This window comes from Parasediminibacterium sp. HNIBRBA5674 (assembly GCF_056745525.1).
On record NZ_JBQWIE010000002.1, the window covers coordinates 41,126 to 65,551 of the forward strand.

22 protein-coding genes and 1 riboswitch are annotated in these 24,426 nt (G+C 38.0%); of the genes, 13 read left to right on the plus strand and 9 right to left on the minus strand.

Features of this window, described 5'->3' with window-relative positions:
* Positions 1–80 precede the first annotated feature (80 nt).
* Positions 81–881 (minus strand): chitinase, encoded by an 801-nt coding sequence (locus ACT9TX_RS01610; RefSeq protein ID WP_481336418.1) that lies wholly within the window; start codon positions 879–881, stop codon positions 81–83.
* Between the two features lie 177 nt (positions 882–1,058).
* Between ACT9TX_RS01610 and msrA the strand changes: the two genes are divergently transcribed.
* Positions 1,059–1,706, plus strand: a complete 648-nt coding sequence (gene msrA, locus ACT9TX_RS01615) for a peptide-methionine (S)-S-oxide reductase MsrA (RefSeq protein WP_481336420.1) — start codon at positions 1,059–1,061, stop codon at positions 1,704–1,706.
* A 126-nt stretch (positions 1,707–1,832) separates the two neighbouring features.
* On the plus strand, positions 1,833–3,263 hold the full coding sequence (locus ACT9TX_RS01620; RefSeq protein ID WP_481336422.1) for an L-serine ammonia-lyase: 1,431 nt from the start codon (positions 1,833–1,835) through the stop codon (positions 3,261–3,263).
* A 69-nt stretch (positions 3,264–3,332) separates the two neighbouring features.
* Here ACT9TX_RS01620 and ACT9TX_RS01625 read toward each other — a convergent pair whose 3' ends face one another.
* Positions 3,333–4,625 carry an exo-beta-N-acetylmuramidase NamZ family protein gene (locus ACT9TX_RS01625; protein WP_481336424.1) on the minus strand — a complete coding sequence of 431 codons (1,293 nt, stop codon included), beginning with the start codon at positions 4,623–4,625 and terminating at the stop codon, positions 3,333–3,335.
* A gap of 137 nt (positions 4,626–4,762) precedes the next feature.
* Between ACT9TX_RS01625 and ACT9TX_RS01630 the strand changes: the two genes are divergently transcribed.
* From ACT9TX_RS01630 to atpC, 3 genes are all read left to right on the plus strand, one after another.
* Positions 4,763–5,215, plus strand: coding sequence for an FKBP-type peptidyl-prolyl cis-trans isomerase (locus ACT9TX_RS01630; RefSeq protein WP_481336426.1), 453 nt, complete (start codon positions 4,763–4,765; stop codon positions 5,213–5,215).
* Between the two features lie 244 nt (positions 5,216–5,459).
* On the plus strand, positions 5,460–6,956 hold the full coding sequence (gene atpD, locus ACT9TX_RS01635; protein WP_481336428.1) for a F0F1 ATP synthase subunit beta: 1,497 nt from the start codon (positions 5,460–5,462) through the stop codon (positions 6,954–6,956).
* Between the two features lie 111 nt (positions 6,957–7,067).
* Positions 7,068–7,319, plus strand: a complete 252-nt coding sequence (gene atpC, locus ACT9TX_RS01640) for an ATP synthase F1 subunit epsilon (protein WP_481336430.1) — start codon at positions 7,068–7,070, stop codon at positions 7,317–7,319.
* 80 nt (positions 7,320–7,399) lie between these two features.
* On the opposite strand, the gene ACT9TX_RS01645 is transcribed toward atpC, so the two are convergent.
* Together ACT9TX_RS01645 and ACT9TX_RS01650 are read right to left on the minus strand one after the other, a co-directional pair.
* Positions 7,400–7,630: a hypothetical protein gene (locus ACT9TX_RS01645; RefSeq protein WP_481336432.1), complete on the minus strand. Its 231-nt coding sequence runs from the start codon at positions 7,628–7,630 to the stop codon at positions 7,400–7,402.
* 122 nt (positions 7,631–7,752) lie between these two features.
* Complete coding sequence (locus ACT9TX_RS01650) at positions 7,753–8,724, minus strand: peptidoglycan DD-metalloendopeptidase family protein (RefSeq protein WP_481336434.1); 972 nt, start codon at positions 8,722–8,724, stop codon at positions 7,753–7,755.
* Positions 8,725–8,927: 203 nt separating this feature from the next.
* Between ACT9TX_RS01650 and alaS the strand changes: the two genes are divergently transcribed.
* Together alaS and ACT9TX_RS01660 are read left to right on the plus strand one after the other, a co-directional pair.
* Positions 8,928–11,768 (plus strand): alanine--tRNA ligase, encoded by a 2,841-nt coding sequence (alaS, locus tag ACT9TX_RS01655; RefSeq protein ID WP_481336436.1) that lies wholly within the window; start codon positions 8,928–8,930, stop codon positions 11,766–11,768.
* 103 nt (positions 11,769–11,871) lie between these two features.
* A complete protein-coding gene (locus tag ACT9TX_RS01660) occupies positions 11,872–12,246 on the plus strand; it encodes a VOC family protein (protein ID WP_481336437.1) in 375 nt (124 codons plus the stop codon).
* 80 nt (positions 12,247–12,326) lie between these two features.
* On the opposite strand, the gene ACT9TX_RS01665 is transcribed toward ACT9TX_RS01660, so the two are convergent.
* Both ACT9TX_RS01665 and ruvC read right to left on the minus strand, forming a co-directional pair.
* A complete protein-coding gene (locus ACT9TX_RS01665; RefSeq protein ID WP_481336439.1) occupies positions 12,327–12,548 on the minus strand; it encodes a hypothetical protein in 222 nt (73 codons plus the stop codon).
* An 83-nt stretch (positions 12,549–12,631) separates the two neighbouring features.
* Positions 12,632–13,198, minus strand: coding sequence for a crossover junction endodeoxyribonuclease RuvC (gene ruvC / locus ACT9TX_RS01670; protein WP_481336441.1), 567 nt, complete (start codon positions 13,196–13,198; stop codon positions 12,632–12,634).
* A gap of 166 nt (positions 13,199–13,364) precedes the next feature.
* Between ruvC and ACT9TX_RS01675 the strand changes: the two genes are divergently transcribed.
* Together ACT9TX_RS01675 and ACT9TX_RS01680 are read left to right on the plus strand one after the other, a co-directional pair.
* A complete protein-coding gene (locus tag ACT9TX_RS01675) occupies positions 13,365–14,297 on the plus strand; it encodes a lysylphosphatidylglycerol synthase domain-containing protein (protein WP_481336443.1) in 933 nt (310 codons plus the stop codon).
* 8 nt (positions 14,298–14,305) lie between these two features.
* Positions 14,306–15,106 carry a DUF3108 domain-containing protein gene (locus ACT9TX_RS01680; RefSeq protein ID WP_481336445.1) on the plus strand — a complete coding sequence of 267 codons (801 nt, stop codon included), beginning with the start codon at positions 14,306–14,308 and terminating at the stop codon, positions 15,104–15,106.
* Between the two features lie 77 nt (positions 15,107–15,183).
* Here ACT9TX_RS01680 and ACT9TX_RS01685 read toward each other — a convergent pair whose 3' ends face one another.
* From ACT9TX_RS01685 to ACT9TX_RS01695, 3 genes are all read right to left on the minus strand, one after another.
* Positions 15,184–16,440 (minus strand): homoserine dehydrogenase, encoded by a 1,257-nt coding sequence (locus ACT9TX_RS01685; protein WP_481336447.1) that lies wholly within the window; start codon positions 16,438–16,440, stop codon positions 15,184–15,186.
* Positions 16,441–16,742: 302 nt separating this feature from the next.
* Positions 16,743–17,777, minus strand: coding sequence for a homoserine O-acetyltransferase family protein (locus ACT9TX_RS01690; RefSeq protein ID WP_481336449.1), 1,035 nt, complete (start codon positions 17,775–17,777; stop codon positions 16,743–16,745).
* 115 nt (positions 17,778–17,892) lie between these two features.
* Positions 17,893–19,200: an O-acetylhomoserine aminocarboxypropyltransferase/cysteine synthase family protein gene (locus ACT9TX_RS01695; RefSeq protein WP_481336451.1), complete on the minus strand. Its 1,308-nt coding sequence runs from the start codon at positions 19,198–19,200 to the stop codon at positions 17,893–17,895.
* A gap of 217 nt (positions 19,201–19,417) precedes the next feature.
* A riboswitch (SAM riboswitch) is annotated at positions 19,418–19,534 on the minus strand.
* Positions 19,535–19,641: 107 nt separating this feature from the next.
* Between ACT9TX_RS01695 and ACT9TX_RS01700 the strand changes: the two genes are divergently transcribed.
* From ACT9TX_RS01700 to uvrA, 4 genes are all read left to right on the plus strand, one after another.
* Complete coding sequence (locus ACT9TX_RS01700; protein ID WP_481336453.1) at positions 19,642–20,622, plus strand: glycosyltransferase; 981 nt, start codon at positions 19,642–19,644, stop codon at positions 20,620–20,622.
* Between the two features lie 55 nt (positions 20,623–20,677).
* A complete protein-coding gene (locus tag ACT9TX_RS01705) occupies positions 20,678–20,920 on the plus strand; it encodes a DUF6364 family protein (RefSeq protein ID WP_481336455.1) in 243 nt (80 codons plus the stop codon).
* Complete coding sequence (locus tag ACT9TX_RS01710) at positions 20,920–21,336, plus strand: type II toxin-antitoxin system VapC family toxin (protein ID WP_481336457.1); 417 nt, start codon at positions 20,920–20,922, stop codon at positions 21,334–21,336. Before ACT9TX_RS01705 ends, ACT9TX_RS01710 begins: the two co-directional genes overlap by 1 nt.
* Positions 21,337–21,399: 63 nt before the next feature.
* On the plus strand, positions 21,400–24,402 hold the full coding sequence (gene uvrA / locus ACT9TX_RS01715) for an excinuclease ABC subunit UvrA (protein WP_481336583.1): 3,003 nt from the start codon (positions 21,400–21,402) through the stop codon (positions 24,400–24,402).
* Positions 24,403–24,426: the final 24 nt, after the last annotated feature.

A 24,426-nucleotide genomic window follows, 5' to 3' on the forward strand; every position in this document is an offset into this window, starting at 1 on the left:
ATCAAGATAGGGTTAATAGAATAACTTCATAAATCTCTTTGTTTCCTTCGTATTCTTAAGTGTGCTTTGTGTGAAACAACCTAATAAACACCCATGCCTTTGCAATCACAATTTGCATCTGTAGTTATGCCTAGTAGCTTTGCAAAATGCTTGTAAAAGCCAATGCGTTCGTTTCTATTGTCAATAAAGGCTTTATCGGCAGTGTTACATTCAAGGCCACCGTTAATTATTAAAATCGTCATGCCAAAACCGGGTACTCTTTTTTGTAAACTATCTACTGCATTGGCTTGCCATTTACCACACATTACATCGTGGCAACTAGGCTTAGGTTTTTGCGCTTTCATCCAAAACCAAAGTGCTGTTTTAAAAGCCACCACACCATTGCTAGCTACAAGTTCAGGCTGTTGTAATAGTGGCAATTGTAGTTCATCACCAGCAAGGCCGTAGTTGTAAGCATACGACAGTTGCATTGGCCCACGGCCAAAATAATTTTTACCAGCCACAGGTGTGTATTTACTAGTGCCGCCAATATTATACACAGGGCAGGGCTTATTTACACAGGCCTGTTCTTCTTTAAATACCAAGCCCCAAGCATAAGGACCACCTTTTGCACCTTGCCAGCCATTGGTAGTTTCGTGGGCAATATTTGCAAAAAAAGCCGCTAGTTCTTGCTGGTTTTGCAATGTTGTACCTTCATTAGCAAATGCTGGAAAACTATTTGCGGCAGCAATAAAGTTCTTATAACTGTAAATGGTATCGTGGTGTGGAAAGAGTTGCTGGAATAGCTTTTTAGAAAGTAGTTGTGGTATTGATGAGCTATTTTTTTGGCAAAAACTTTGTATAAACAATAGTGAAGCGATGGCAAATGGTAATGATTTCATGTGATAATCGGTGCTATTACTCAAATATAAACTTGCAAATTGTAGTAGCTAGTGTGTTAAGAAAATTTTGTGATTTTGTTTTGTAAGTAAAGCCACTAGTTCTCGTATGTATATCAAACAATTAAAGCCGCCGTTTGTAAATTGTAAATGGTAGGTAGTTACAAGTAAAAATAAATTATGAAACAATTAATGCGCTCAATGGCTTTTATGGCTTTGGGTTTAGTGGTGTTAGGGCAAAATAGTTGCGCCAAAGCACAAGGTGTATACAAGGTAAATTTAACAGCGCCCAAAGGCAAAGCAATAGCGGCTTTTGCAGAAGGTTGCTTTTGGTGTTCACCCCATATTTTTGATGCAGTGCCTGGTATTGATAGCGCAGTGGCAGGCTATGCTGGTGGTCACACAGTAAACCCTACTTACGAAGAAGTATGTACTGAAACGACTGGCCATGCTGAGGCCGCATTGATATATTACGACCCCAAAGTGATTAGTTACAATCAGTTATTAGATGTATTTTTTACATCGCATGACCCTACTACCAAAGACCAGCAAGGGCCTGATAGAGGTTCATCTTATCGCTCAGTAATATTTTACCTAACAGCTGCAGAAAAAGTAATGGCCGCAAATGCTATTGCACAATACAACAAGTCTGGCATGTTTAAAAAGCCTATTGTAACAGAAGTAACCGCACTAAATGCATTTTACAGGGCAGAAGAATATCATCAAAAATTTGTTCAGAAAAATCCAGATAATAGATATATACAAGGCGTATCGTTACCAAGATTTGATCGGTTTAAAAATACTTACAAGGGTAAGTTGAAAAATTAGGTTGTGTTGTTTGTTTAGGTTGTTGTGTACAGCCAATCCATTTTTGGGTTGGCTGTTTTTATTTCAGGTAGTCTACTTCAAAACAAACTCGCCAACTTGTAACTTGCAACTAGTAACTTACACACCATGCCACACGAAGCCATTTCTGTATTTGATATGTTTAAAATAGGCGTTGGGCCTAGTAGTTCGCACACACTTGGTCCATGGCGGGCTGCCATGCGTTGTGTAGAAAGTATAAAAGCTGAATATAGGCTGAATGCAGTTGCAAGCATTTCGGTACTATTATACGGTTCGTTAGCTAAAACTGGTAAAGGTCATGGTACAGATGTAGCTACTATTTTAGGTTTGTGCAATGAAGATCCTGTAACGATAGATGTGAACAGCATTACGCCAAAACTCAATCATATCAACGCTTCTAAGCAATTGTTACTTGGTGGCGAGGTAATGATTCCATTTGATCCAAGTATTCATGTTCAGTTCTTATTCAATGAAGCTTTACCATTTCACCCAAATGGTATGACGTCTTTAATAACCCTTACAAACGGTCATCAATTTAGCCAAACATATTACTCAATTGGTGGTGGTTTTGTGGTAATGGAAGGCGAAGCAGCTAATAGCAAACAAAGTGTAGACTTACCTTTTCCTATAAATACATCAGAAGATTTACTGCATTGGTGCATGAAAACAGGTATGAGTATTAATGAGGTAGTAATGGAAAATGAACATACTTGGCGTAGCGAGAGCGAAACAAAAAATGGTGTTTTGCAAATATGGCACACCATGCGAGATTGTATTTATAGAGGTTGTCATACACAAGGCGAACTGCCCGGTGGCTTGCAAGTACAACGTAGAGCTTATGCATTGAATAAAAAATTAACCGCTGATTTAGGTGATTATTCTGATTACAATGACTGGTTGTTGATTATTAAAAAGAGTGGTCAAAATTTTAAAAACGTATTGGATTGGGTAAGCTGTTTTGCCCTAGCGGTAAATGAAGAAAATGCCAGTTTTGGTAGAGTAGTTACTGCACCAACTAACGGTGCTGCAGGTGTAATACCAGCTGTATTGTTGTATTTTATTGCCTTTTGTGATGGTAATAGTGAAGAAAAAATTATCAAGTTTTTACTCACTGCATCTGAAGTTGGAAGCATCTTTAAAAAAGGGGCTACAATTTCGGCAGCCATGGGTGGTTGTCAGGCTGAAATTGGTGTATCATCTGCTATGGCTGCGGCTGCATTAACCGAGAGCCTTGGTGGTACACAAAAGCAAGCTTTAATGGCAGCAGAAATTGCCATGGAACATCATTTAGGTTTAACCTGCGATCCTATTGGTGGCCTTGTACAAGTGCCTTGTATAGAGCGCAATACCATGGGGGCAATTAAAGCCATCACGGCCTCGCAACTAGCACTACAAAGCATGCCAGACTACGCAAGAGTAAGTCTAGACAAAGTAATTAGAACCATGTGGGATACCGCATTAGATATGAACAGTAAATACAAAGAAACCTCAGATGGTGGCTTGGCTATACATATACCTATTAGCTTGAGTGAATGTTAAATGTGAAACGTGAATAGTGAAATGTGAAAATTCGCTTTCGACCATTGACTATTGACCATTGACTATTTGCTACTCAAAGTCCTCATACAGCAAATACTTCTTTCTAATTTTCTTGAAGGCTTGAAGCTTAGGTTGCCAGCTTTTACGAATCTCAGCTTCTGTTTTGCCGGCTATAATTTGTGCCATTAGCTCACTATTGCCTGCAAGTTTGTTAAAGAAATAATCTGTAGGTTTTTTACTTTTTGGTTGTAAAAAGAAACTGTCTTTTGTAGGAAATAAGCGATAAGCTTCTAGTACATACTTCAACTGAATTTGATTGTTCACTTGGTGCAATACTTGCTCATTAGTACTGTGCAAATTCCAGCCGTAGCATTTACTGCCATTCAATTTGGGGCTACTTGCACCTCCTGTAGGCATAGGTGTAAAACTAAATAATGTATCGGGCAAGCTTGGGTGGCCAAATATGCAAAACGGATGTTCTGTGCCTCTGCCTTCACTAAGTATTGTGCCTTCAAACAAGCAAGTGCTGGCATACCAATAAATACTGGCCATATCTGGTAAATTGGGCGAAGGTTTTACAGGTAAAATATACTTGCTTTTGTGGGTGTAATTTTTACAAGTAATAACTGTTAGCTTAAAATTATCTCGCTCTTTTTCAAAGCCAAGTATTTCACCTAAAGAGTTAATATGGTCTTGCTTGCGAATGTATTTCCAATCTAGCATTTGCTCGCCTATTAGCATTTTGGCATATTCACCTATCGTCATGCCGTACACAGTAGGTACAGGTTGCATACCTACAAAACTTTTATAACTAGAATCAAGCACAGGACCATCTACATAAAAACCATTAGGGTTTGGTCTGTCTAAAATAATTAATGGCTTATTAAACTCAATAGCGCTTTCTATAAATTCTTGTAGCGAAGAAATGAAGGTATAAAAACGTGTGCCCACATCTTGAATATCAAACAACATTACATCTACATCTGCAAGGTCTAGTGCCGTGGGCTTGCGCTTTTTGCCATATAATGAGATGACAGGAATGCCAGTAGCAGAATCTGTGTAGTTGTCTACTTTTTGTCCTGCATCGGCTGTACCTCTAAAACCATGTTCTGGGCCAAATGCTTTGGTAATGGTAATGCCAAGTTTTTGCAACGTATCTACTAAATGTGTATTGCCTACCGTTGCAGTATGATTGGCAAAAATGCCTACACGCTTACCTTTTAGTAATGGTAAATATTCGTGCATAGCATTGGCCGCTGGCAAAATAGCCTTAGCACTAGTTTTATTAGTAATTTTCTTGGGCTGCGCCAATAGAATAGAAGCTAAAAATAGGGTGCAGATAACGGTGGCAAAATACCTCATATGATGGTTTTAAAAGTTGGAAATTAAATAAATTAGTTGTGATGAGAAGCATTGGGCTGTACTTTCGTTTTTTGAATGAACCATTAATGCTTCAATGTGTTCCCTCAGAAATTATTTTATACATTTAAAAAATACAAATGGCACAAGTAAAAAAAGGTGATACTGTAAAAGTGCATTATCATGGTACATTAAGCGACGGTTCTATTTTCGATTCTTCTACAGGTCGCGAACCACTTGAGTTTGAAGTAGGTAGCGGTATGGTAATACCTGGCTTTGATGAAGGCGTAACTGGTATGGCTGTTGGCGAAAAAAGAACTGTAACTATTCCTGCTGACCAAGCTTATGGTGCGGTGCAAGAAGAAATGATTTTAGATTTTCCTAGAACACAGTTTCCACCAGATATGATACCTGAAGTTGGTATGCAATTAAGCATGAGCAACAATGAAGGTCAGCAATTTCCTGTAACTATTGTGGAAGTAAAAGAAGATGTGGTTGTGTTAGATGCTAACCACCCTTTGGCTGGTAAAGACTTAACTTTTGCTTTAGAATTGGTAGATATTACACCAAAATCTATGATTATAATGCCGTAAATAGGTATTATAGAATATGTTTAGGAGCCGAAACTTGATGTTTCGGCTTTTTTGTGGGCTAAAACTACGCTTTGATAAAAGCTGAATATAGATAAAAATGCACATACCGATAGCTATCGGTAGTACGCAACAACAGCTAAATAGTAGTACAAAAGCCAGCTTACAAAAAATTACTCATTATTGGTATTGGCTTTTTAACCTCATACCCTTACATTTGCACCCAATTTAAAAACCTTACTATATTATGGCGTCGGTAGGTAAAATCAAACAAATTATTGGTGCGGTAGTGGATGTGCATTTTGCAAACGACAATGCATTGCCCGATATTTATAACGCTTTGGAATTAACCAAAGAAGATGGCAGCAAATTGGTGTTAGAAGTGCAACAACACCTTGGTGAAGACAGTGTACGTACCATTGCGATGGAAGGAACGGATGGTTTAGTGCGTGGTATGGCTGTAACTGATACAGGTAAACCAATTGCTATGCCTGTAGGGCCTGGTATTAATGGTCGTTTATTTAATGTTACTGGCGATGCTATTGATGGTTTGCCACAGTTAAGTAAAGAAGGTGGTCGTGCTATTCACAACAAGCCCCCAAAATTTGAAGATTTAAGTACTGCAACAGAAATTCTGTACACAGGTATTAAAGTAATTGACCTAATTGAGCCATACGCAAAAGGTGGTAAAATTGGTTTATTTGGTGGTGCTGGTGTGGGTAAAACCGTATTGATTCAAGAATTGATTAATAATATTGCTAAAGGCCACGGTGGTTTATCGGTATTTGCTGGTGTTGGCGAAAGAACACGTGAGGGTAATGACTTGTTGCGTGAGATGATTGAAGCAGGTATTATGAACTATGGTGATGCATTTAAGCACAGCATGGAAGAAGGTGGCTGGGATTTAAGTAAAGTTGATATGGAAGGTTTGAAAGAATCTAAAGCAACTTTCGTATTTGGTCAAATGAACGAACCGCCAGGTGCACGTGCTCGTGTGGCATTGTCTGGTTTAACTGTAGCCGAATATTTCCGTGATGGTGATGGTACAGGAAAAGGTAAGGATATCTTATTCTTCGTTGATAACATTTTCCGTTTCACGCAAGCTGGTTCTGAGGTATCTGCGTTGCTAGGTCGTATGCCTTCAGCGGTAGGTTACCAACCAACTTTGGCTACTGAAATGGGTTTAATGCAAGAGCGTATTACATCTACTAAAAATGGTTCTATTACTTCTGTACAAGCGGTTTATGTACCTGCGGATGACTTAACCGATCCAGCGCCTGCAACAACTTTCGCTCACCTTGATGCTACTACAGTATTAAGCCGTAAAATTGCGGATTTAGGTATTTATCCTGCGGTAGATCCACTAGATTCTACTTCTAGAATCTTAACGCCTGCGGTAGTTGGTGATCAACACTATGATTGTGCTAACCGTGTAAAATTAATTTTACAACGCTATAAAGAGTTACAAGATATCATCGCTATCCTTGGTATGGATGAGTTAAGTGACGAAGATAAATTAACAGTATCTCGTGCACGTCGTGTACAACGTTTCTTGTCTCAACCTTTCCACGTTGCTGAGCAGTTCACTGGTTTAAAAGGTGTATTTGTAAGCATCGAAGATACCATTAGAGGCTTTAACGCTATTATGGATGGTGAAGTAGATGAGTATCCTGAAGCAGCATTTAACCTTGTAGGTACATTAGAAGATGCTATTGAAAAAGGTAAAAAAATGATGGCAAAATAAAACCCTAACCCCTAAAGGGGAATTAGGAAGCTATCCCTAGTAGCTTTAAAATAATTATAAATATGCCCCCTTTAGGGATGGGGCTAAAATTCCCCTTTAGGGGCTAGGGGTATGACTTTAGAAATATTAACACCAGTAAAAAAATTGTACAGCGGCAGCGTTTATGGTATTCAGTTACCAGGCGAGGAAGGTTTATTTGAAATTTTAGATAAACACGCACCTATAGTAAGCGCCTTAAAGCAAGGCAAAATAAAAATTCTAAAAGACAAAACTACTTTTGAGTATTACACCATTAGTGGTGGTTTTGTAGAAATGCTAAACAATAAAGCAACTGTACTGGTAGAAGGTGCAGAACAAGCTTAATACTGTATTACAAACTTGGTGAATAAAAAAACCATCTGTCTTTTGGCAGATGGTTTTTTGTTTATAATGCTTTTCAATATTTATCTATCAAACTCAATGCGTTCACTCCACATTTTCTTTAGCCATAAAAAAACAATTGGGAAACTTACAACTAACCAAATATAAAAAAAGATATTACCAAGTTTAATACCATCTTCAACAAAGGCATAACCAAACATAATACCTGCGGTAGAGTTGATACCAAGCCAAAACAATACAATACCAATGGTGGTTAATATGCGTTTTAAAAAAGCGGCTACTTCTGGTTCCAATATCATTAGTTTTACCTAATTAGAATTCCTATTATCAGGCATTATTACAGATAACCGCACAGAATGTTTGAAATTAATTTGATTATCAGTGCAAATCTGCGCAATCTGCGAGAAAAATGCTGCTAATCAAAACTTTGGTTACTACTGCTGGCAAGTTTTAATAATCTGTCAAACTGTGCTGGGCTAATATCGTTGTAGAAATAATATACAGGATCAATTGGTTTACCATTTTTATGTACCTCATAATGGCAATGTGGGCCTGTACTTTTACCCGTACTACCTACGTAACCAATCGTTTCGCCACGTTTTACAGTTTGTCCCGACTTTGCTTTTACACGTACCATGTGGCCATAAACCGTTTCGTAGCCATAACCATGGTTTATCACCACTTCATTACCATAGCCACCGCTATTAAAGCCAGCTTCTTTTACCGTGCCATCAGCAGTAGCATAAATAGGTGTGCCTTGTGGTGCAGTAAAATCAAGCCCTGCATGAAACTTGGTTACTTTATACACAGGATCTACACGGTAGCCAAAGCCACTGGCAATACGTGTTAAATTTTTATTGCTTACTGGTTGTATAGCAGGTATTGCGGCTAATAATTTTTCTTTATTCTTCACCATATTGTCAATCTCTTTATAACTTTTTTTCATAAAAGCGGTGCGCAACGACAGGTTGTTTAACTGCGAACCCATACTTTTTATCAAATCATTTTCGCTGAGTTTTTCTATTAAAATTACCTCTTTGGTTTTCTCCATTTCAGTAATTCTGGCGCTATCAGGTATTGGTGTGGCTTCAAAAATAGAGCGATACACATTGTTGTCTCTATTCTCAAGCTCATCCATTTGTAATTCTAGCTGTTTAATTCTGTCTTGCAAAACGGCATAATCATCTTTTAAATTGGCGTTCTGTTCTTGTAATAATCTTTCGTTTGCCGAAGGAAAATATTTGTAAGCGATGCTTACTATAATAAATGCTGTTACCAATGCCGTAGCAATAAAGGCAAATACACGTAGTAATTTTACACGCAAAGGCACTTCAAACTTCTCGTAGCGTAGCGTATGTGTGTTAAAGTAGTATTTAATCTTTGTCATGCTTCTTATGTTTTTCTGTCTGAACTAGGTTTTGTAGGATTTATGGGATGTTTAGGATATTAATACTGTATGCACATGTATCACGCTAATCCTAAAAATCGAATAAATCATGGTTCAGACAACTTACCTTTACCGCCCTTTAAAGCAAACAAAGATAATTTTTATCAACAGTTAATCATCTTATAAAAATATTTCTCAAACCCATGTCTACTGACCAGCAAATAGTGCCAACAGAATCGCAAAAAAGCTTTCCTACTTCTGGTGAAATACGCCAACAGTTTTTAGATTTTTTCAGGTCTAAAGGGCATCAAATTGTGCCTTCTGCGCCTATTGTTATTAAAAACGATCCTACCTTATTGTTTACCAATGCAGGTATGAACCAGTTTAAAGATTATTTTTTGGGTAATCGTGTGCCTGAGTTTCCTCGTGTGGCCGATACACAAAAATGCTTGCGTGTAAGTGGTAAGCACAACGACCTTGAAGAAGTGGGTGTAGATACCTACCACCACACCATGTTTGAGATGCTTGGTAACTGGAGTTTTGGTGATTATTTTAAAGCAGAAGCTATTGCTTGGAGCTGGGAATTATTAACTGAAGTGTACAAACTAGATAAAAGCAGGTTGTATGTAACTGTGTTTGAAGGTGACGAGAAAGAAGGTTTGCCACCAAGCGATATTGCATTACGTGAGTGGAAAAAACTGGTGTCAGAAGAGCATATTGTTTATGGTAATAAAAAAGATAATTTCTGGGAAATGGGTGATACTGGCCCATGTGGCCCATGTAGCGAGATACATGTAGATATGCGTAGCGATGCTGAAAGAGCATTGGTAAAAGGGCGTGATTTGGTAAATAAAGATCACCCACAAGTAATTGAGATTTGGAACAATGTATTTATGCAGTACAACCGTTTAAAAGACGGCAGCCTACAACCTTTACCAGCTAAGCATGTAGATACAGGTATGGGCTTTGAACGCTTGGTACGTGTCATTCAAGGCAAACAAAGCAACTACGATACCGATGTATTTACAGGAACTATTGCAGAAATTGAACGAATAGTAACAGCCCCCCCAGCCCCCCAAAGGGGGGATTTGGCATACGCACAATGCCTACCCGACTCGAAGACGGCTATTGCATACCGTGTAATTGCAGACCATATACGTACCATTGCATTTACCATTGCAGACGGGCAATTGCCAAGTAACAATGGTGCAGGCTATGTGATACGTAGAATTTTACGCCGTGCAGTGCGTTACTACTATTCTTATTTAGATTACAAGCAACCATTGTTGTTTCAATTAATGCCATTACTAGCAAAGCAATTTGAACATGTATTTCCTGAATTACATGCACAGTTAGATTTTGTAAGTAAGGTTACGAAGGAAGAAGAAGAGGGGTTTTTGAGGACTTTGGAAAAGGGGTTAAAGCGAATTGATGAATATATACTTGGGTTAGATTTAGGCGAAAACTCAATTGGCTGGGCTTTAAAAGATGATAATGAAGTAGTAGAAATGGGGGTAAAAATTTTTCCCAAAGAAGAACAAGAAAATAGAAGTAATAAGAGAATAGAAAGAAGAATAAGGGAAAGAAAAATTATTCGAGGTAAAGCTATTTTTGAGTTGTTTGATACCTATGGATTTCCTTTTGATTTGACAAAATTGATTGCATCAGAAAATGGTTTGGAAGTTGACGAACAAGGTTTCAATGCCGAAATGCAACAACAAAAAAATCGTTCTCGTGCTGCATCTGTGGTAGATACAGAAGATTGGGTAACGGTTAACGATGTTGCTTCAAGCTTTGTGGGTTATGATAGCCTTGAAACCAAAACGCAGGTGGTAAAATACCGTAAAGTAAAAGCCAAAGGCAAAGAAGGCTATCAAATTGTATTAGCAGAAACACCGTTTTACGCTGAAAGTGGTGGGCAAGTTGGTGATAAAGGACAATTAATAATTAATAATGAACAATTAATAATTATTGACACGAAGAAGGAAAACAATTTGATTATTCATTTTACCGAAGTTTTACCAGTAGACATTGATATGACTGCTGAGGTAATAGCTACGGTTGATACTAGCAAACGTCAAGACACGTCTTCCAATCACTCGGCTACACACTTGCTGCATGCTGCTTTGCGCCAAGTATTGGGTACACATGTGGCGCAGAAAGGTAGTTTGGTAAATGATGAGCAATTACGTTTTGACTTCTCACATTTTAGCAAAGTAACCAACGAAGAAATAGCTAAAGTAGAAGCGATTGTAAACCAAAAAATACGTGAAAACGTGCCTGTGGTAATTAAAGAAATGAGCAAAGATGAGGCAGTGGCTTTAGGTGCAATGGCATTGTTTGGCGAAAAATATGGTGATGTGGTGCGTGTGGTAGTGATGGATCCAAATTATTCAATTGAGTTGTGCGGTGGTACGCATGTAGGCTATACAGGTGAGCTTGGTTATTTTAAAATTAAAAGTGAAAGCGCTGTAGCTGCTGGTGTTCGTAGGATAGAGGCAGTAAGCGGTAAAGCTGCGGCTGCACACATTGAAGAAGCATTTAGTACCATAGAAGCCATTAAAGGTTTGTTCAATAATCCGAAAGAATTGCTACGTGTGATTGAAAATTCGGTGGCTGATAATAAAGAGCTGAAAAAGAAAATAGAAAGCCTTGAAGCGAAACAATTAGTTGCTATAAAAGCTGAATTGTTAACCCAAGTTGAAAATATTGGCGATAATGTATTTATTGGACAAGTAATAGAAATTTCAAATGCTGACAACTTAAAAAAATTGGCAAGTGATGTACTTGCTTCTTTGAATCCCCTTTTGGGGGGTGGGGGGGCCGTGGTTTTAGCAGCCAATATTGGTGGTAAAGCATCGGTAGCTATTGCAATATCAGAAGCGTTAGTTGCAAAAGGTATAGAAGCACCAAAAGTGATAAAAGAACACATCACACCAATTATTAAAGGTGGTGGTGGCGGCCAAAAAACTTTGGCAACAGCTGGTGGCCAAGATGCAAGTAATTTAGATAAAGTGATAGTTGCGGTGAAAGGATTGTTGTAGGTGTAACTGTCATTCTGAGGAACGAAGAATCTATTAAAGCCCTGATAAGTTGTAAGATTTATCAGGGCTTTTTTGTAGCTTTCAGTTATCAAATCAAACTACCATGGAAGCACCTGCACATTATTTGCCCATCATGCCTTATCTCATTGTACCTAAAGCTTACGATTTTATCAGCTTTATTAAGGCCGTTTTTAATGCCGAAGAGCAATTAATAGTGCCAAGACAAGGAGGTGGAATTATGCATGCAGAATTTACCATTGGCAAAGGTTGCATTATGTTTTGCGATGCCACAGAAGATTATTTGCCTTTTCCTTGTAGCATGTTTTTATTTATAGATAATGTAGAAGATTTGTATCAAAAAGGGCTAGCCAATGGCGCAACTTCTTTGCAAGACATTGCTGAAAGAGAGTACGGCAAAAGTGCTGGATTTAAAGATGCTTTTGGTAATGTGTGGTGGTTAACAGAGCCTAGTAAATAAAAAAATGATACTTATGTTTCGCCTTTACAGATTAATTTATCTGTAGAGGCGTTCTATTTTTAATACCCAATTGATTTATATCATCTATTTACAATGGCTCGGCAAAAAGTTACTATGCCTCGGCGGCGAGCAACTTCAACTTTGGTGCGAGTAATCTTAACTTTATAGCGAGCAATTTCAACTTTATGGCGAGCAACATTAAATTTAAGATGAACAATCGCAACTTTGATAAGGGCAATTTCAACTTTAAAAAGCGTGACTTCAATTTTGGTGCAAACGACTTTAACTTGATGCTGAGACAAGACTACGATAGGGTAATCAATAGCAAAAGGTGAATGTGGGATGGTAAATTGGCGATTTGTATTTGCCGTAGGCGAAAGAAAGATTATTTCTTCACCCTAGCTTCGTTCTTGGCTATAAAATCGTCCCAACCTTTAAAGCCTTTGCTAGTGGCAGCAGCTAAAGGTGATGATTGCTGGTAATAATGGCACAATGCTACGGCCAAAGCATCGGTAGCATCAAAATATTGTGGTTGTTCAGCAATGTTTAAAGTACGTTGCAGCATTTTCCATACTTGGTCTTTATCGGCATTACCATTGCCAGTAATAGATTGTTTTACTTTTTTAGGGCTATATTCTGTAACCAAAATACCCGCTTGCATGGCTGCAGCAATAGCCACGCCTTGTGCCCTACCAAGCTTAAGCATACTTTGTACATTTTTTCCAAAAAATGGCGCTTCAATGGCAAATGTTGTGGGGCGATACAAGCGAATGAGTTCGCACACCTTGGTATGAATTTTCTCCAATCGCTCATAAATATCCTTATAGCTAGCCAATTTTAGCACATCCATTAGCAATACTTGTGGCTGCCCATTATTTACCTTAATTAATGCATAGCCCATAATGGTAGAACCTGGATCGATGCCTAAAATAATATTGCTTGGCTGCTGCATATGGTATATTAAAATGCGGTTAATTAAAGCGGTGAAATTAGTTATTCGCTATCATATTATGTCTATTTCATCAATTTTACACGTTTCTTTGTAACTACTTAAAAGCATTTTTCTGAAGCAGACGTTTAAAATATTTATCAGCTATGTTGTAGGGCCAATATTGTTTGTGTGGCTTAGCTGGTCTATCTATCGTCAAATACAGCAACAGAAAGGCTTACAGCAATCTTGGCAAACCATTGTGGCAGCATTAAAAGGTAGCTCACGGTGGCGCTTGTATCTAGCATTTGCATTGATGTTTTGTAATTGGGGGCTTGAAGCCAAAAAATGGCAGGTGTTAATGCAAGCCATTCAACCATTAAGTTATTGGCGCAGCTTTAGGGCTATTTTTAGTGGTCAAGCATTAGCATCTAGTACACCCAATAGGGTAGGTGAGTTTGTGGGTAGAATTGTGTACCTCAACGATGGCAATAGGCTTAGGGCTTTGTCATTATCGGCTGTGGGTAGTTTCGCACAAATCATCGTCACATTTGTAATGGGGCTGCTGGGATTATTATTAGTATATGCAAGCATTACAAGCAAATTGCAAACTGCCTTTTCGCTCAGTACGTTTTGGATTAATTGGCTGGTGTATGCGGTAAGTCTTACAGTAATGGTGCAGTTAGTTTGTTTTTACAATTTATCATGGATTACCAAATTAGTTGAGAAAATTCCATTGGTAAATAAGTATCGTTTTTTTATTCAAAAGCTCGAAGACCTTCATAACAAACAATTAACAAATATTCTGTTCCTTTCTTTTATTAGATACGTTGTATACATGGTGCAATACTTGCTATTGTTTCAATTGTTTCAGGTAGATATTAGTTGGTGGATGATTAGCAGTTTGGTATGCGTGCAGCTAATGGTGATGGCGGTAGTACCAAGTATTGCTTTGGCTGAGTTAGGTGTACGTGGTCAGGTGAGTATTGCATTGTTTGGATTATTCAGTAGTAACACAATTGGCATCATTGCTGCTGTATCAGGTATCTGGTTAATTAATTTAATTGTGCCTGCATTGGCAGGTAGTTTGCTTATATTAGGCATTAGAATATTTAGAAAATAGGATGTAGTATGAAGAAAATTATTAGCTCATTGTTTTTATTAACTGCCTTAGCTTGGCAAGCACCTACACCAAGCAACGAGTTTTGCGGTAGTATTCGCAACACGGCTTTTCACGATGATGAACGTATTGACTACATTGTATTTTACAGCGTAATAGGCATTTACATTAATGCAGGTAGCGCAAGTTTTACGGCTAATGTAGAGCAGCTAAACAATAAACCTGTGTATCATGTAATAGGTACCGGTAGCAGTAATACTAGCTACGATTGGATTTTTAAAGTACGTGACAAATACGAAAGCTACATAGATACAGCAACGCTACAGCCTCAAAAATTTGTAAGAAATGTGGATGAAGGTGGTTACAAAACCTACGAAAACATTACGTTTAACAACAAGGAAAATACAGCTGTAACTACTAAGGGTTTATACAAAGTGCCTAATTGTGTGCAAGATGTTTTAAGCTCTATTTACTATGCTAGAAACATAGATTTTAGCAAGTATAAGGTAGATGACAAAATACCTTTCTCAATGTTTTTAGATAATGAGGTGTATAATCTTTACATCAAATATTTGGGCAAAGAAACCATTAAAACCAAGTACGGTAAGTTTGATGCCATTAAGTTTAAACCCTTGCTAGTAAAGGGAACTATTTTTGAAGGCGGCGAAAAAATGACGGTTTGGGTAAGTGACGATGCGAACCATGTACCACTAAGAATAGAAAGCCCAATTGCAGTAGGCTCAGTAAAAGTAGATATGATGGGCTACAGAAATTTGCGCTCACCATTAACCTCGCAAAAGAGTTTTAGATAAAATAAATGCACCACATAGGTCCATAGGCACATAGGTATTGTATTCTATTGTGGCTTTGTGCCTATGTGGTGAAAAAACTAAATTATTCCTGCCAATTCAAGACTTCTTTTCTTCAATTTTATAATATCCATATCCTCAATTATCGGGTCTGGCATTAGTATCAAAGAAGTGTTGTTTTCTTTCCACCAAGTTGCTTCTTGTAAGTAGTTGATATTAATGACAGCTACCAAATATTTACGTTCAGCATCAGCGTGCCACTCTTCTATCCACTCAAATTTTTCACGAGGAATAAATTTCCAATCATCAAAGCTTACATACACTTTTACAAAGTATTCGCTGCTCAATTGGTGTGGCTGGTGATGGTACAATTTTTTGTATTCATAACGATAGTTGTAGCGTAAAGCACTTAAGTCGCTTAGTACTGCCGATGCTGTAGGAAAGCTACCTGCACCTTTACCATAAAAGAATTGCTTATCGGCAAAACCACTTTCTATAACTGCACCATTGTATTCATTTTTCACAAACGATAGTGGGTCATCTTGCTTAACAAACTGTGGTAATACAAACGCAGCTACTTTGCCATTTTTTAACTTTTTAGCTTGCGCTACTAGCTTCACTTCAAAGTTTTTTTCCTTAGCTACCAAGGCATCGCTTAGTTGTATATTCTGAATACCATTAAATAATAAATTGTCAGGATGTTCAACAATACCATAGGCATGGTTTAATAAAATGCTCCATTTATTTACCGCATCAAAACCTTCCACATCAAGCTTAGGATTACTTTCTGCAAAGCCCAATTGCTGCGCCAAAATCAACGCATCTGCAAAGCTCAATTTATCTTCAAACATTCTTGTCAATATGAAGTTGGTAGAGCCATTTACAATCGCTTTTATTGCGTGCAATAAGTCGTTGTCGTAATATTCTTCTAGGTTACGTATCACAGGTATCGATGCGCAAGCAGCCGCTTCGTACAGTACCGATAAACCTGTTTGTTTTTGTAGCTCTAATATTTCTGGCAAATGTTCAGCCAACATTTTTTTGCTAGCGCTTACCACATGCTTACCATTCAGTAAAGCCGTTTTTACAATCACAAAAGCCGCTGCAGAATCATCAATTACTTCTACAATCACATTGATGTTTGTATCGTTTAGTAAGTCGTCTTTTTCGGTGGTAAAAAGTTCAGCAGGTGCGTCTCTTTTTTTACCCGGATTTTTAATACAAACCTTTACGATGCTGGCTTTTAGCGATGGTGTTTGCTGCAATACTTTGTACAAACCTTCACCCACCACACCAAAGCCAAACAGCCCAATATTCAATTGCTTATGCGTATCCATTATCTATTTATGATTTAAAAGATTGTAATGATATAATGATTGCCTCTCGAAGTCAACGACCTCTTACAGCTTTAATTTTTCTTTTTTTGTTGACCAACTGTTGTAATGCTATATAGCTGTTGTTGCGTCGCACACTGCATCGGTTGTCTCTATATTTAGCTTTTATCTAAGCGTATTATTTTGTTGTATTGCTATGCGAAGTCTCTGACTTCGCATGTTATATGTTCTTTAGAGTCTCAGACTCTTTACATAGCCTTTACGAAGTCAGAGACTTCGTAAAGCGTTCTACAAAATCCTTCTAATCATCCCAAATCCAGGTTCAGACGTAACAGTTTTTCTATCTGCTCAAACTCTAACAAAAAGCCATCATGACCATATAAAGAGTCAATAGCAGCGAAAGTTGCGTTTGGTATATGCTGTGCTAAAAACGCTTGTTCGCTCACAGGAAACAAAATGTCAGTACTTACGCCTATCACCAATGCTTTGGCTGTAATGCTTGCTAGTGCTGCTTCTACAGAACCTCTGCCTCTGCCTATATTGTGGCTATCCATGGCTTTGCTTAGTGCATAATAGCTAAATGCATTAAAGCGAAGTGCCAATTTTTCACCTTGGTAGCGCTGATAACTTTCTGCATTAAACACTTGCTCATCTACTGGTAAGTTGGCTGTGCTTTGCGTAAAGCCCATTTGTTTTACCCCATATGTATCGTGGTTTCTGTATGATAATAAGGCGATGCTTCTTGCTGCTTTCATACCATGTATACCTGCTTCATGATTGTCTTCTTTCCAAGTTGGGTCGTGCTCTATACACATGCGCTGCGAAGCATTAAATGCAATGCCCCAAGCAGAATGAAACGCATTAGTAGCAATAGGTACAATGTTTTCAAACAAGTTTGGTTCTTCAATTGCCCACTCAAGTAATTGTTGCCCGCCCATAGAACCGCCAAGTCCTATGTGAATTTTATTGATGCCAAGCGATTGTTTCAAAAACTGGTAAGCCCTAATCATATCTCTTGTAGTAAACCAAGGAAACGTGTGATAATAAGGTGTGCCAGTTGCAGGATTTGTACTTAATGCATTGATGCTACCGTAGTGGCTGCCAGGCATATTTACACATACAATAAAATATTTTTCTGGTGTAAATAAACAGCCTTCACCTACTAAACCATGCCACCATTCAAGTGGGTTGCTATTGCCTGTAAGGGCATGAAACACCCACACCACATTATTGCCAGCAGCGTTTAAAGTGCCAAACGTGTTGTATGCTAAATGCAGTTCTGGCAATACTTTGCCACTCTCAAGGGTAAATGGTTGTTGGTGTTTAAAAATCTCTGTCATGTAAGTAATCTCTTGCCTAATTGTAATCTGCTGCGCAAAGTATCTAAACGTACAAGTGTGCGACGCAACGAAGTTTAATCGATATTCATTCGCTGGTCACACACCTATTTTTATACTATGCAAAAACCTTATCAAATGCTTGCTGAATATCAGCTTTAATATCTTCTATATGTTCTATGCCTACACTTATACGCACCTGATTTGGTGCTACACCAGCAGCCAATTGTTCTGCCTCACTCAATTGCTCGTGTGTGGTAGATGCAGGATGAATAGCCAATGTTTTAGCATCACCTACGTTGGCCAAGTGGCTAATTAATTGTAAGCTATCAATGAATTTTTCTGCGTTGGCTTTGCCGCCTTTTAAGCCTACTTGCAATACACCACCAAAACCATTTTTTAAATATTTTTTAGCTAGCTCGTGGTAGGCATTACTTGGCAAGCCTGGGAATAATACAAACTCAACGGCTTCGTGCTGCTCTAGCCATTGTGCTAGTGCCAAGGCGTTTTGTACGTGGCGCTCTACACGTAGGCTTAGGGTTTCTAAACCTTGTGTCAATAAAAATGCGTTGAAAGGGCTTTGTGATGGTCCAAAATCTCGTAAGCCTTCTACTCTTGCTCTAATGGCAAAAGCAATATTTGGTAAACCTAAAGGATTGTTAACCCCAAAAATATCAGAGAAAACAAGCCCATGGTAGCCCTCGCTTGGTTGCGAAAACTGCGGGAATTTTCCGTTACCCCAATTGTAATTACCACCATCAATCACCACGCCACCTACACTTGTACCGTGACCACCAATCCATTTTGTAGCGCTTTCTACCACAATATTGGCACCATGTTGCAATGGTTTAAATAAGTAACCACCTGCACCAAAAGTATTATCCACCACTAATGGTATATCGTATTTTTTTGCTAACGTAGCAAAGGCTTCAAAGTCAGGAATGTTCAATCTTGGGTTGCCAATGGTTTCTAAATAAATGGCTTTGGTATTGTCATCTATCAATGCTTCAAAACTTGCAACATCATCACCAGTTGCAAAGCGAACATCGATGCCTAAACGCTTAAAGGCGACCTTAAATTGGTTGTAAGTACCGCCATATAAATAAGAGGTAGACACAAAATTGTCGCCTGTCTGTAAAATATTGTTGAGTGCTAAAAACTGTGCGGCTTGCCCACTACTAGTAGCTACTGCCGCTACACCACCTTCTAAAGCAGCAATGCGTTGCTCGAATACATCGGTGGTTGGGTTCATTAATCTTGTGTAAATGTTGCCAAATGCTTTTAAACCAAATAAGTTGGCAGCATGTGCAGCATCGTTAAACACATAAGATGTGGTTTGGTAAATAGGTACAGCACGAGAATTGGTAGTTGGGTCTGGCTGCTGACCTGCGTGTAACTGTAATGTTTCGAAACGTAAGTTGCTCATTGTAAATAGTTTTTAGCCCAATTCAACGGAGTCGTTTTTTAAATCGCTTATTTGAATTGAAAGTTGTTAAAAAATATTCTTTGCAACACTTAAAAAGAATTTTCAAAAGCTTTTGCTTGATTACAAACAATAAAAAAGCCCATCCGATTTGTCGTCAGATGGGCTTGAAATATGTAAAATTGCTGGTACCTAGCAATTTGTAATCAAACTTAACTCTGACTTATCTCTTTCTACAATGCTGTAGAATGGAGTTGGCACCTTCAAACAAGTGAGTAACTTGCTTGGGTTGCCAAGGCTTCACAGGGCCAAATCCCTCTGCCTTTCTTGATAAGTGATTTAAAGAACTGGTGCAAATGTATAAGCAGCAAATTTAAAATGCCAAATAAATTTTTGTTATTGTGATGCTACAAGCTGTTAATTTCAATTTTTAAGCGAGTAAATATGCATGTGTTAATAGTAAATAATACCGTAATTCCTGCCCTGAAATATGGTGGTACAGAGCGAGTAATTTGGTGGCTGGGCAAAGAGTTGGTAAGAAGAGGACACAAGGTTACCTACATGGTAGCAAAAGGCTCAAGCTGCCCATTTGCAAATGTGATAGAATTGAATATTGACAGGCCTTTTAACGAATTAGTGCCTGCTGATGTAGATGTGATTCATTTAAATCATGGAGTGAGTGAAACGCCACTAAAACCATTTATACAAACCTTGCATGGCAATATGAATGAGCAGTTGGCTTTACATAAAAACATTGTCTTTGTAAGTGCTAATCATGCGGCAAGATTTGGCAGCGAAATTTTTGTACATAATGGTATTGATTCTAAAGATTATGGTAAGCCAATATTGAACAATAAACGAGATTATATCCATTTTTTAGGCGATGCAGCTTGGCGAGTGAAAAATGTAAGAGGTGCTATAAAAATTGCGGCTAAGGCCAAATTGCCATTTCATGTAATTGGTGGTGTGCGTTTTAATGTCAATCAAGGTTGGCGATTTACATTTAGCCCAAATGTTACGTTCCATGGCATGAAAGGTGGTGCAGAAAAAAATCAAATCATCAACCAATCTAAAGCCATGCTATTTCCTGTGCTTTGGCACGAGCCATTTGGAATTGCAATCATTGAGAGCCTCTATTTTGGTTGCCCTCTGTTTGGCACACCTTATGGCTCTTTGCCAGAAATAGTAAGCAAAGAAGTAGGCTTTTTGTCAAATCAATCAGATGAATTGGTAAAGGCTTTGCAAGCTGTAGATAGTTACGACAGACAAACTTGCCATGATTATGTAATGGCAAATTTTACGTCGGTGCAAATGGCAGACAAATATTTGCATTTTTATGAGCAGGTATTAAATGGTAATAGCTTGAATAACGAACATCCACAATTGCAAAAAGTACAGGTAGAAAAGTTTTTACCATTTCAATAAAGTTTTAATAAAAAAGATACGTATATTCGACTTATAATTTTAAATCACACGTATCATGAAATCAAAATTAACACTCTCGATTGATAGTGATTTGATGGAAAATATCAATCAAAAAGCCAAACTAGATAAAACGATTAATTTGTCTAAAATGGTGGAAAGTTACTTGCAACAGGCTTTTCAAGTAACAGAAAAAAAGACATCCAACATCAGTAAGTTAAAAGGTATTTTAAAAGAAACAAGCGAATTGAAAGATTGGAAGCAAGGCAAGATTAATCGACTATCAAAAAAATATTTGTAATGACTAGAGTATTTATTGATACAAATATTTTCTTGGACTTATTTCTAAATCGTGAAGGTTTTGCTGATGCTGCTGAAAAACTATTGATATGGTGTGAAGAAGGTTTAATAAGTGCCTCAACTTCTGCAATAAATATTGCTAATGTTCATTACCTAGTCAACCAGCAAAAGTCAAAGCAAGAAACTAGAAAAATAATTAAGAGTATTTTAGAAATTGTTACAATCCCAAATACCAATCGCAAGGATTTATTATTGGCTATAGACAGTAGTTTTTCTGATTTTGAAGACGCAATTCAGTTTTTTACTGCCTTAAATGTTGAAGGCATTAACTACATCATCACAAGAAATAAAAAGGATTATAAATATGCAACAATTCCTGTGGTAACGGCTGTTGAGTTTTTGCAATTATTTCAATAAGTCTACAACTATATCTTCCTGATAAGTGTTTTTAATTCTACAATTACAATCAAACGAACAGTGATCAAGAAAATTACAGACAGCAACACTTCAAATGTTTCTAACGAGTTTATAGAAGTGTTTGGCGCCAAAGAACACAATCTTAAGAATATAGACATATCGATACCTAAGAACAAGCTAGTTGTGTTTACAGGTGTAAGCGGTAGTGGTAAATCTTCATTGGCTTTTGATACCATTTACAACGAGGGACAAAGACGCTACATGGAAAGCTTTAGCGCTTATGCTAGGCAGTTTATGGGCGATATGGAAAGACCTGATGTAGATAAAATTACAGGCTTAAGCCCAGTGATTTCTATTGAGCAAAAAACGACCAACAAAAACCCTAGAAGTACCGTAGGTACTGTAACAGAAGTGTATGACTTTTTGCGTTTGTTGTATGCAAGAATAGGTGAAGCCTATAGTTACAATACGGGTAAAAAGATGCTGAAGTTTAGTGAAGAGGAAATTGTAGAAAATATTTTTGAGAAATTTAATGGTAAAAAAATATCGGTATTAGCGCCATTGATTCGTGGTAGAAAAGGGCATTACCGAGAGTTATTTGAAGATATACGCAAGAAAGGTTTTTTAAAAGTACGTGTAGATGGTGAGGTGATGGATTTAACCCAAAGAATGCAGGTAGACCGCTATAAAATTCACGATATTGAAGTGGTGATAGATAGATTGGCTGTAACTGATGATATGAAAGTACGTGTGAGCCAAAGTGTGCAACAGGCATTGAAAATGGGTAAGGACTTGATGTTTGTAGCCCCATACGAAGCCCCCCCACCCCCCAAAGGGGGGATTTTGGAACTTCAAGTTTCAACAAAATCTAAGAAAGGTAAACAGCAAGAAATAATAAAGGAAGAAGCATCTTTAAGCACAGAATCGTCTTCTCAAATCCCCCCTTTGGGGGGCGGGGGGGCAATTCTTTACTCTCGCCAATTAATGTGTGTGGATACAGGCATTAGCTACGAAGAACCTTCACCAAATGCCTTTTCTTTTAACTCGCCTTATGGTGCTTGCCCTACTTGTAAAGGTCTTGGCAATGTGTATACAGTAAGCATGGAAGCCATTTTGCCTGACATGTCTAAAAGCATTAAAGAAGGTGGTATTGCGCCCTTGGGTGAACAGCGTGAAGCATCGATGTTTAAAAGCGTAGAAGCATTGGCTAGGCGAAATAAATTCAGTATTGATAAGCCTATAAAAGACTTGCCACAAGCTGCTTTAAACATGGTGCTGTATGGTAATGCTGAAGGGATAAGCGAAGAGATTTTAGACTTTGAAAATTTGCCAGAACATGATCCTTATAGTGGCGAATTCGAAGGTATTATTCCTATGCTGAAACGTTGGTTTGGCAGTACAAGTAGCACAGAAACCATGCGTGAATGGACAGAAAAATACATGGAGCTAAAACGCTGCCCAAGCTGCGAAAGTGCAAGACTTAGAAAAGAAAGTTTGTGGTTTAAAATTGATGAAAAAAATATTGCTGAGTTAAGCAATCTTAATTTAGATAAACTACAAGTTTGGTTTACCGACCTTGAAGCAAGATTAAATAACAAGCAGAATGTTATTGCAAAAGATATTCTGAAAGAAATTAGAGAACGCTTACAGTTTTTGTTAGATGTAGGTTTAACATATTTAACCCTTAACAGACCATCACGTACATTGAGTGGTGGTGAAAGTCAGCGTATTCGTTTGGCTACGCAAATAGGTAGTCAACTACAAGGTATTACTTACATTTTAGATGAGCCAAGTATTGGTTTGCATCAGCGAGATAACCATCGCTTAATTACTGCGCTGCAAAATTTAAGAGATATAGGCAATAGTGTTTTGGTGGTAGAACATGATAAAGACATTATGTTGGCTGCTGATTACTTGATAGATATTGGCCCCAAAGCTGGTCGTTTTGGTGGAAGTATTGTGGCGCAAGGTACACCGCAAGAAGTGCTTAAAAGTGGTAGCGAAACGGCAGGTTATTTAAATGGTACTAAAGGTTTAGAAGTACCAAAAGAAAGACGTGCAGGTAATGGCAAAACCCTTGAATTAAAAGGTGTTGTAGGCAATAATTTAAAAGGTGTGAATGTTAGTTTTCCATTAGGAAAATTGATTGTGGTAACAGGTGTAAGTGGTAGTGGTAAATCTACCTTAATTAATGAAACGTTGTACCCAATTTTAGCAAAGCATGCTTACAATAGCCGTGTACAACCAATGGAATTTTCGTCGGTTACAGGCTTAGAAGCGATTGATAAAGTCATTGAAATAGACCAAAGCCCTATTGGTAGAACACCACGTAGTAATGCTGCTACTTACTGTGGCTTTTTTACCGATATAAGAACCATGTTTGCAGCCGTACCTGAAGCTAAAATTAGGGGCTACAATGCAGGTCGTTTCTCTTTTAATGTAAAAGGTGGTAGATGTGATGTGTGTGAAGGCGGTGGTATGCGTGTGATAGAAATGAACTTTCTGCCAGATGTGTATGTGCCTTGCGAAAAATGTAATGGAAAGCGTTATAACCGTGAAACTTTAGAGATTCGTTACAAAGGAAAATCTATTAGCGATGTACTGAACATGACGGTAGATGAAGCGGTGGAATTCTTTCATGCAGTGCCTTGGATGTACCGTAAAATTAAAGTGCTGCAAGATGTAGGCTTAGGTTATATCACACTTGGTCAATCGGCTACAACTCTTAGTGGTGGCGAGGCGCAGCGTGTAAAGCTAAGTACAGAGCTTGGTAAAAAAGATACTGGTAAAACCTTCTACATTTTAGATGAACCAACCACAGGTTTGCATTTTCAAGACATTAAATTACTGATTGATGTAGTGAATAAATTGGTTGATAGAGGCAATTCTGTACTGATTATTGAACATAATTTAGACGTAATAAAAATGGCTGATCACATTATTGATCTTGGTCCTGAAGGTGGTGATGGTGGTGGTAAAATATTGTTTGAAGGCACGCCAGAACAGATGGTTAAAAACAAAGTGAGCCATACTGCAAAGTTTTTGAAAATAGAAATGGGCTTGTAAAATTGGAACGCTGATGACGCTGAT

Bases quoted from the DNA above. Each gene is read 5' to 3' on its own strand.
- ACT9TX_RS01610 (WP_481336418.1), bottom strand. From the start codon at position 881: ATGAAATCATTACCATTTGCCATCGCTTCACTATTGTTTATACAAAGT.
- ACT9TX_RS01700 (WP_481336453.1), top strand. From the start codon at position 19,642: ATGCATGTGTTAATAGTAAATAATACCGTAATTCCTGCCCTGAAATAT.
- ACT9TX_RS01710 (WP_481336457.1), top strand. From the start codon at position 20,920: ATGACTAGAGTATTTATTGATACAAATATTTTCTTGGACTTATTTCTA.
- ACT9TX_RS01690 (WP_481336449.1), bottom strand. From the start codon at position 17,777: ATGACAGAGATTTTTAAACACCAACAACCATTTACCCTTGAGAGTGGC.
- ACT9TX_RS01650 (WP_481336434.1), bottom strand. From the start codon at position 8,724: ATGACAAAGATTAAATACTACTTTAACACACATACGCTACGCTACGAG.
- atpD (WP_481336428.1), top strand. From the start codon at position 5,460: ATGGCGTCGGTAGGTAAAATCAAACAAATTATTGGTGCGGTAGTGGAT.
- ACT9TX_RS01630 (WP_481336426.1), top strand. From the start codon at position 4,763: ATGGCACAAGTAAAAAAAGGTGATACTGTAAAAGTGCATTATCATGGT.
- ruvC (WP_481336441.1), bottom strand. From the start codon at position 13,198: ATGCAGCAGCCAAGCAATATTATTTTAGGCATCGATCCAGGTTCTACC.
- alaS (WP_481336436.1), top strand. From the start codon at position 8,928: ATGTCTACTGACCAGCAAATAGTGCCAACAGAATCGCAAAAAAGCTTT.
- msrA (WP_481336420.1), top strand. From the start codon at position 1,059: ATGAAACAATTAATGCGCTCAATGGCTTTTATGGCTTTGGGTTTAGTG.
- ACT9TX_RS01680 (WP_481336445.1), top strand. From the start codon at position 14,306: ATGAAGAAAATTATTAGCTCATTGTTTTTATTAACTGCCTTAGCTTGG.
- ACT9TX_RS01660 (WP_481336437.1), top strand. From the start codon at position 11,872: ATGGAAGCACCTGCACATTATTTGCCCATCATGCCTTATCTCATTGTA.
- ACT9TX_RS01625 (WP_481336424.1), bottom strand. From the start codon at position 4,625: ATGAGGTATTTTGCCACCGTTATCTGCACCCTATTTTTAGCTTCTATT.
- ACT9TX_RS01695 (WP_481336451.1), bottom strand. From the start codon at position 19,200: ATGAGCAACTTACGTTTCGAAACATTACAGTTACACGCAGGTCAGCAG.
- ACT9TX_RS01685 (WP_481336447.1), bottom strand. From the start codon at position 16,440: ATGGATACGCATAAGCAATTGAATATTGGGCTGTTTGGCTTTGGTGTG.
- ACT9TX_RS01620 (WP_481336422.1), top strand. From the start codon at position 1,833: ATGCCACACGAAGCCATTTCTGTATTTGATATGTTTAAAATAGGCGTT.
- atpC (WP_481336430.1), top strand. From the start codon at position 7,068: ATGACTTTAGAAATATTAACACCAGTAAAAAAATTGTACAGCGGCAGC.
- ACT9TX_RS01705 (WP_481336455.1), top strand. From the start codon at position 20,678: ATGAAATCAAAATTAACACTCTCGATTGATAGTGATTTGATGGAAAAT.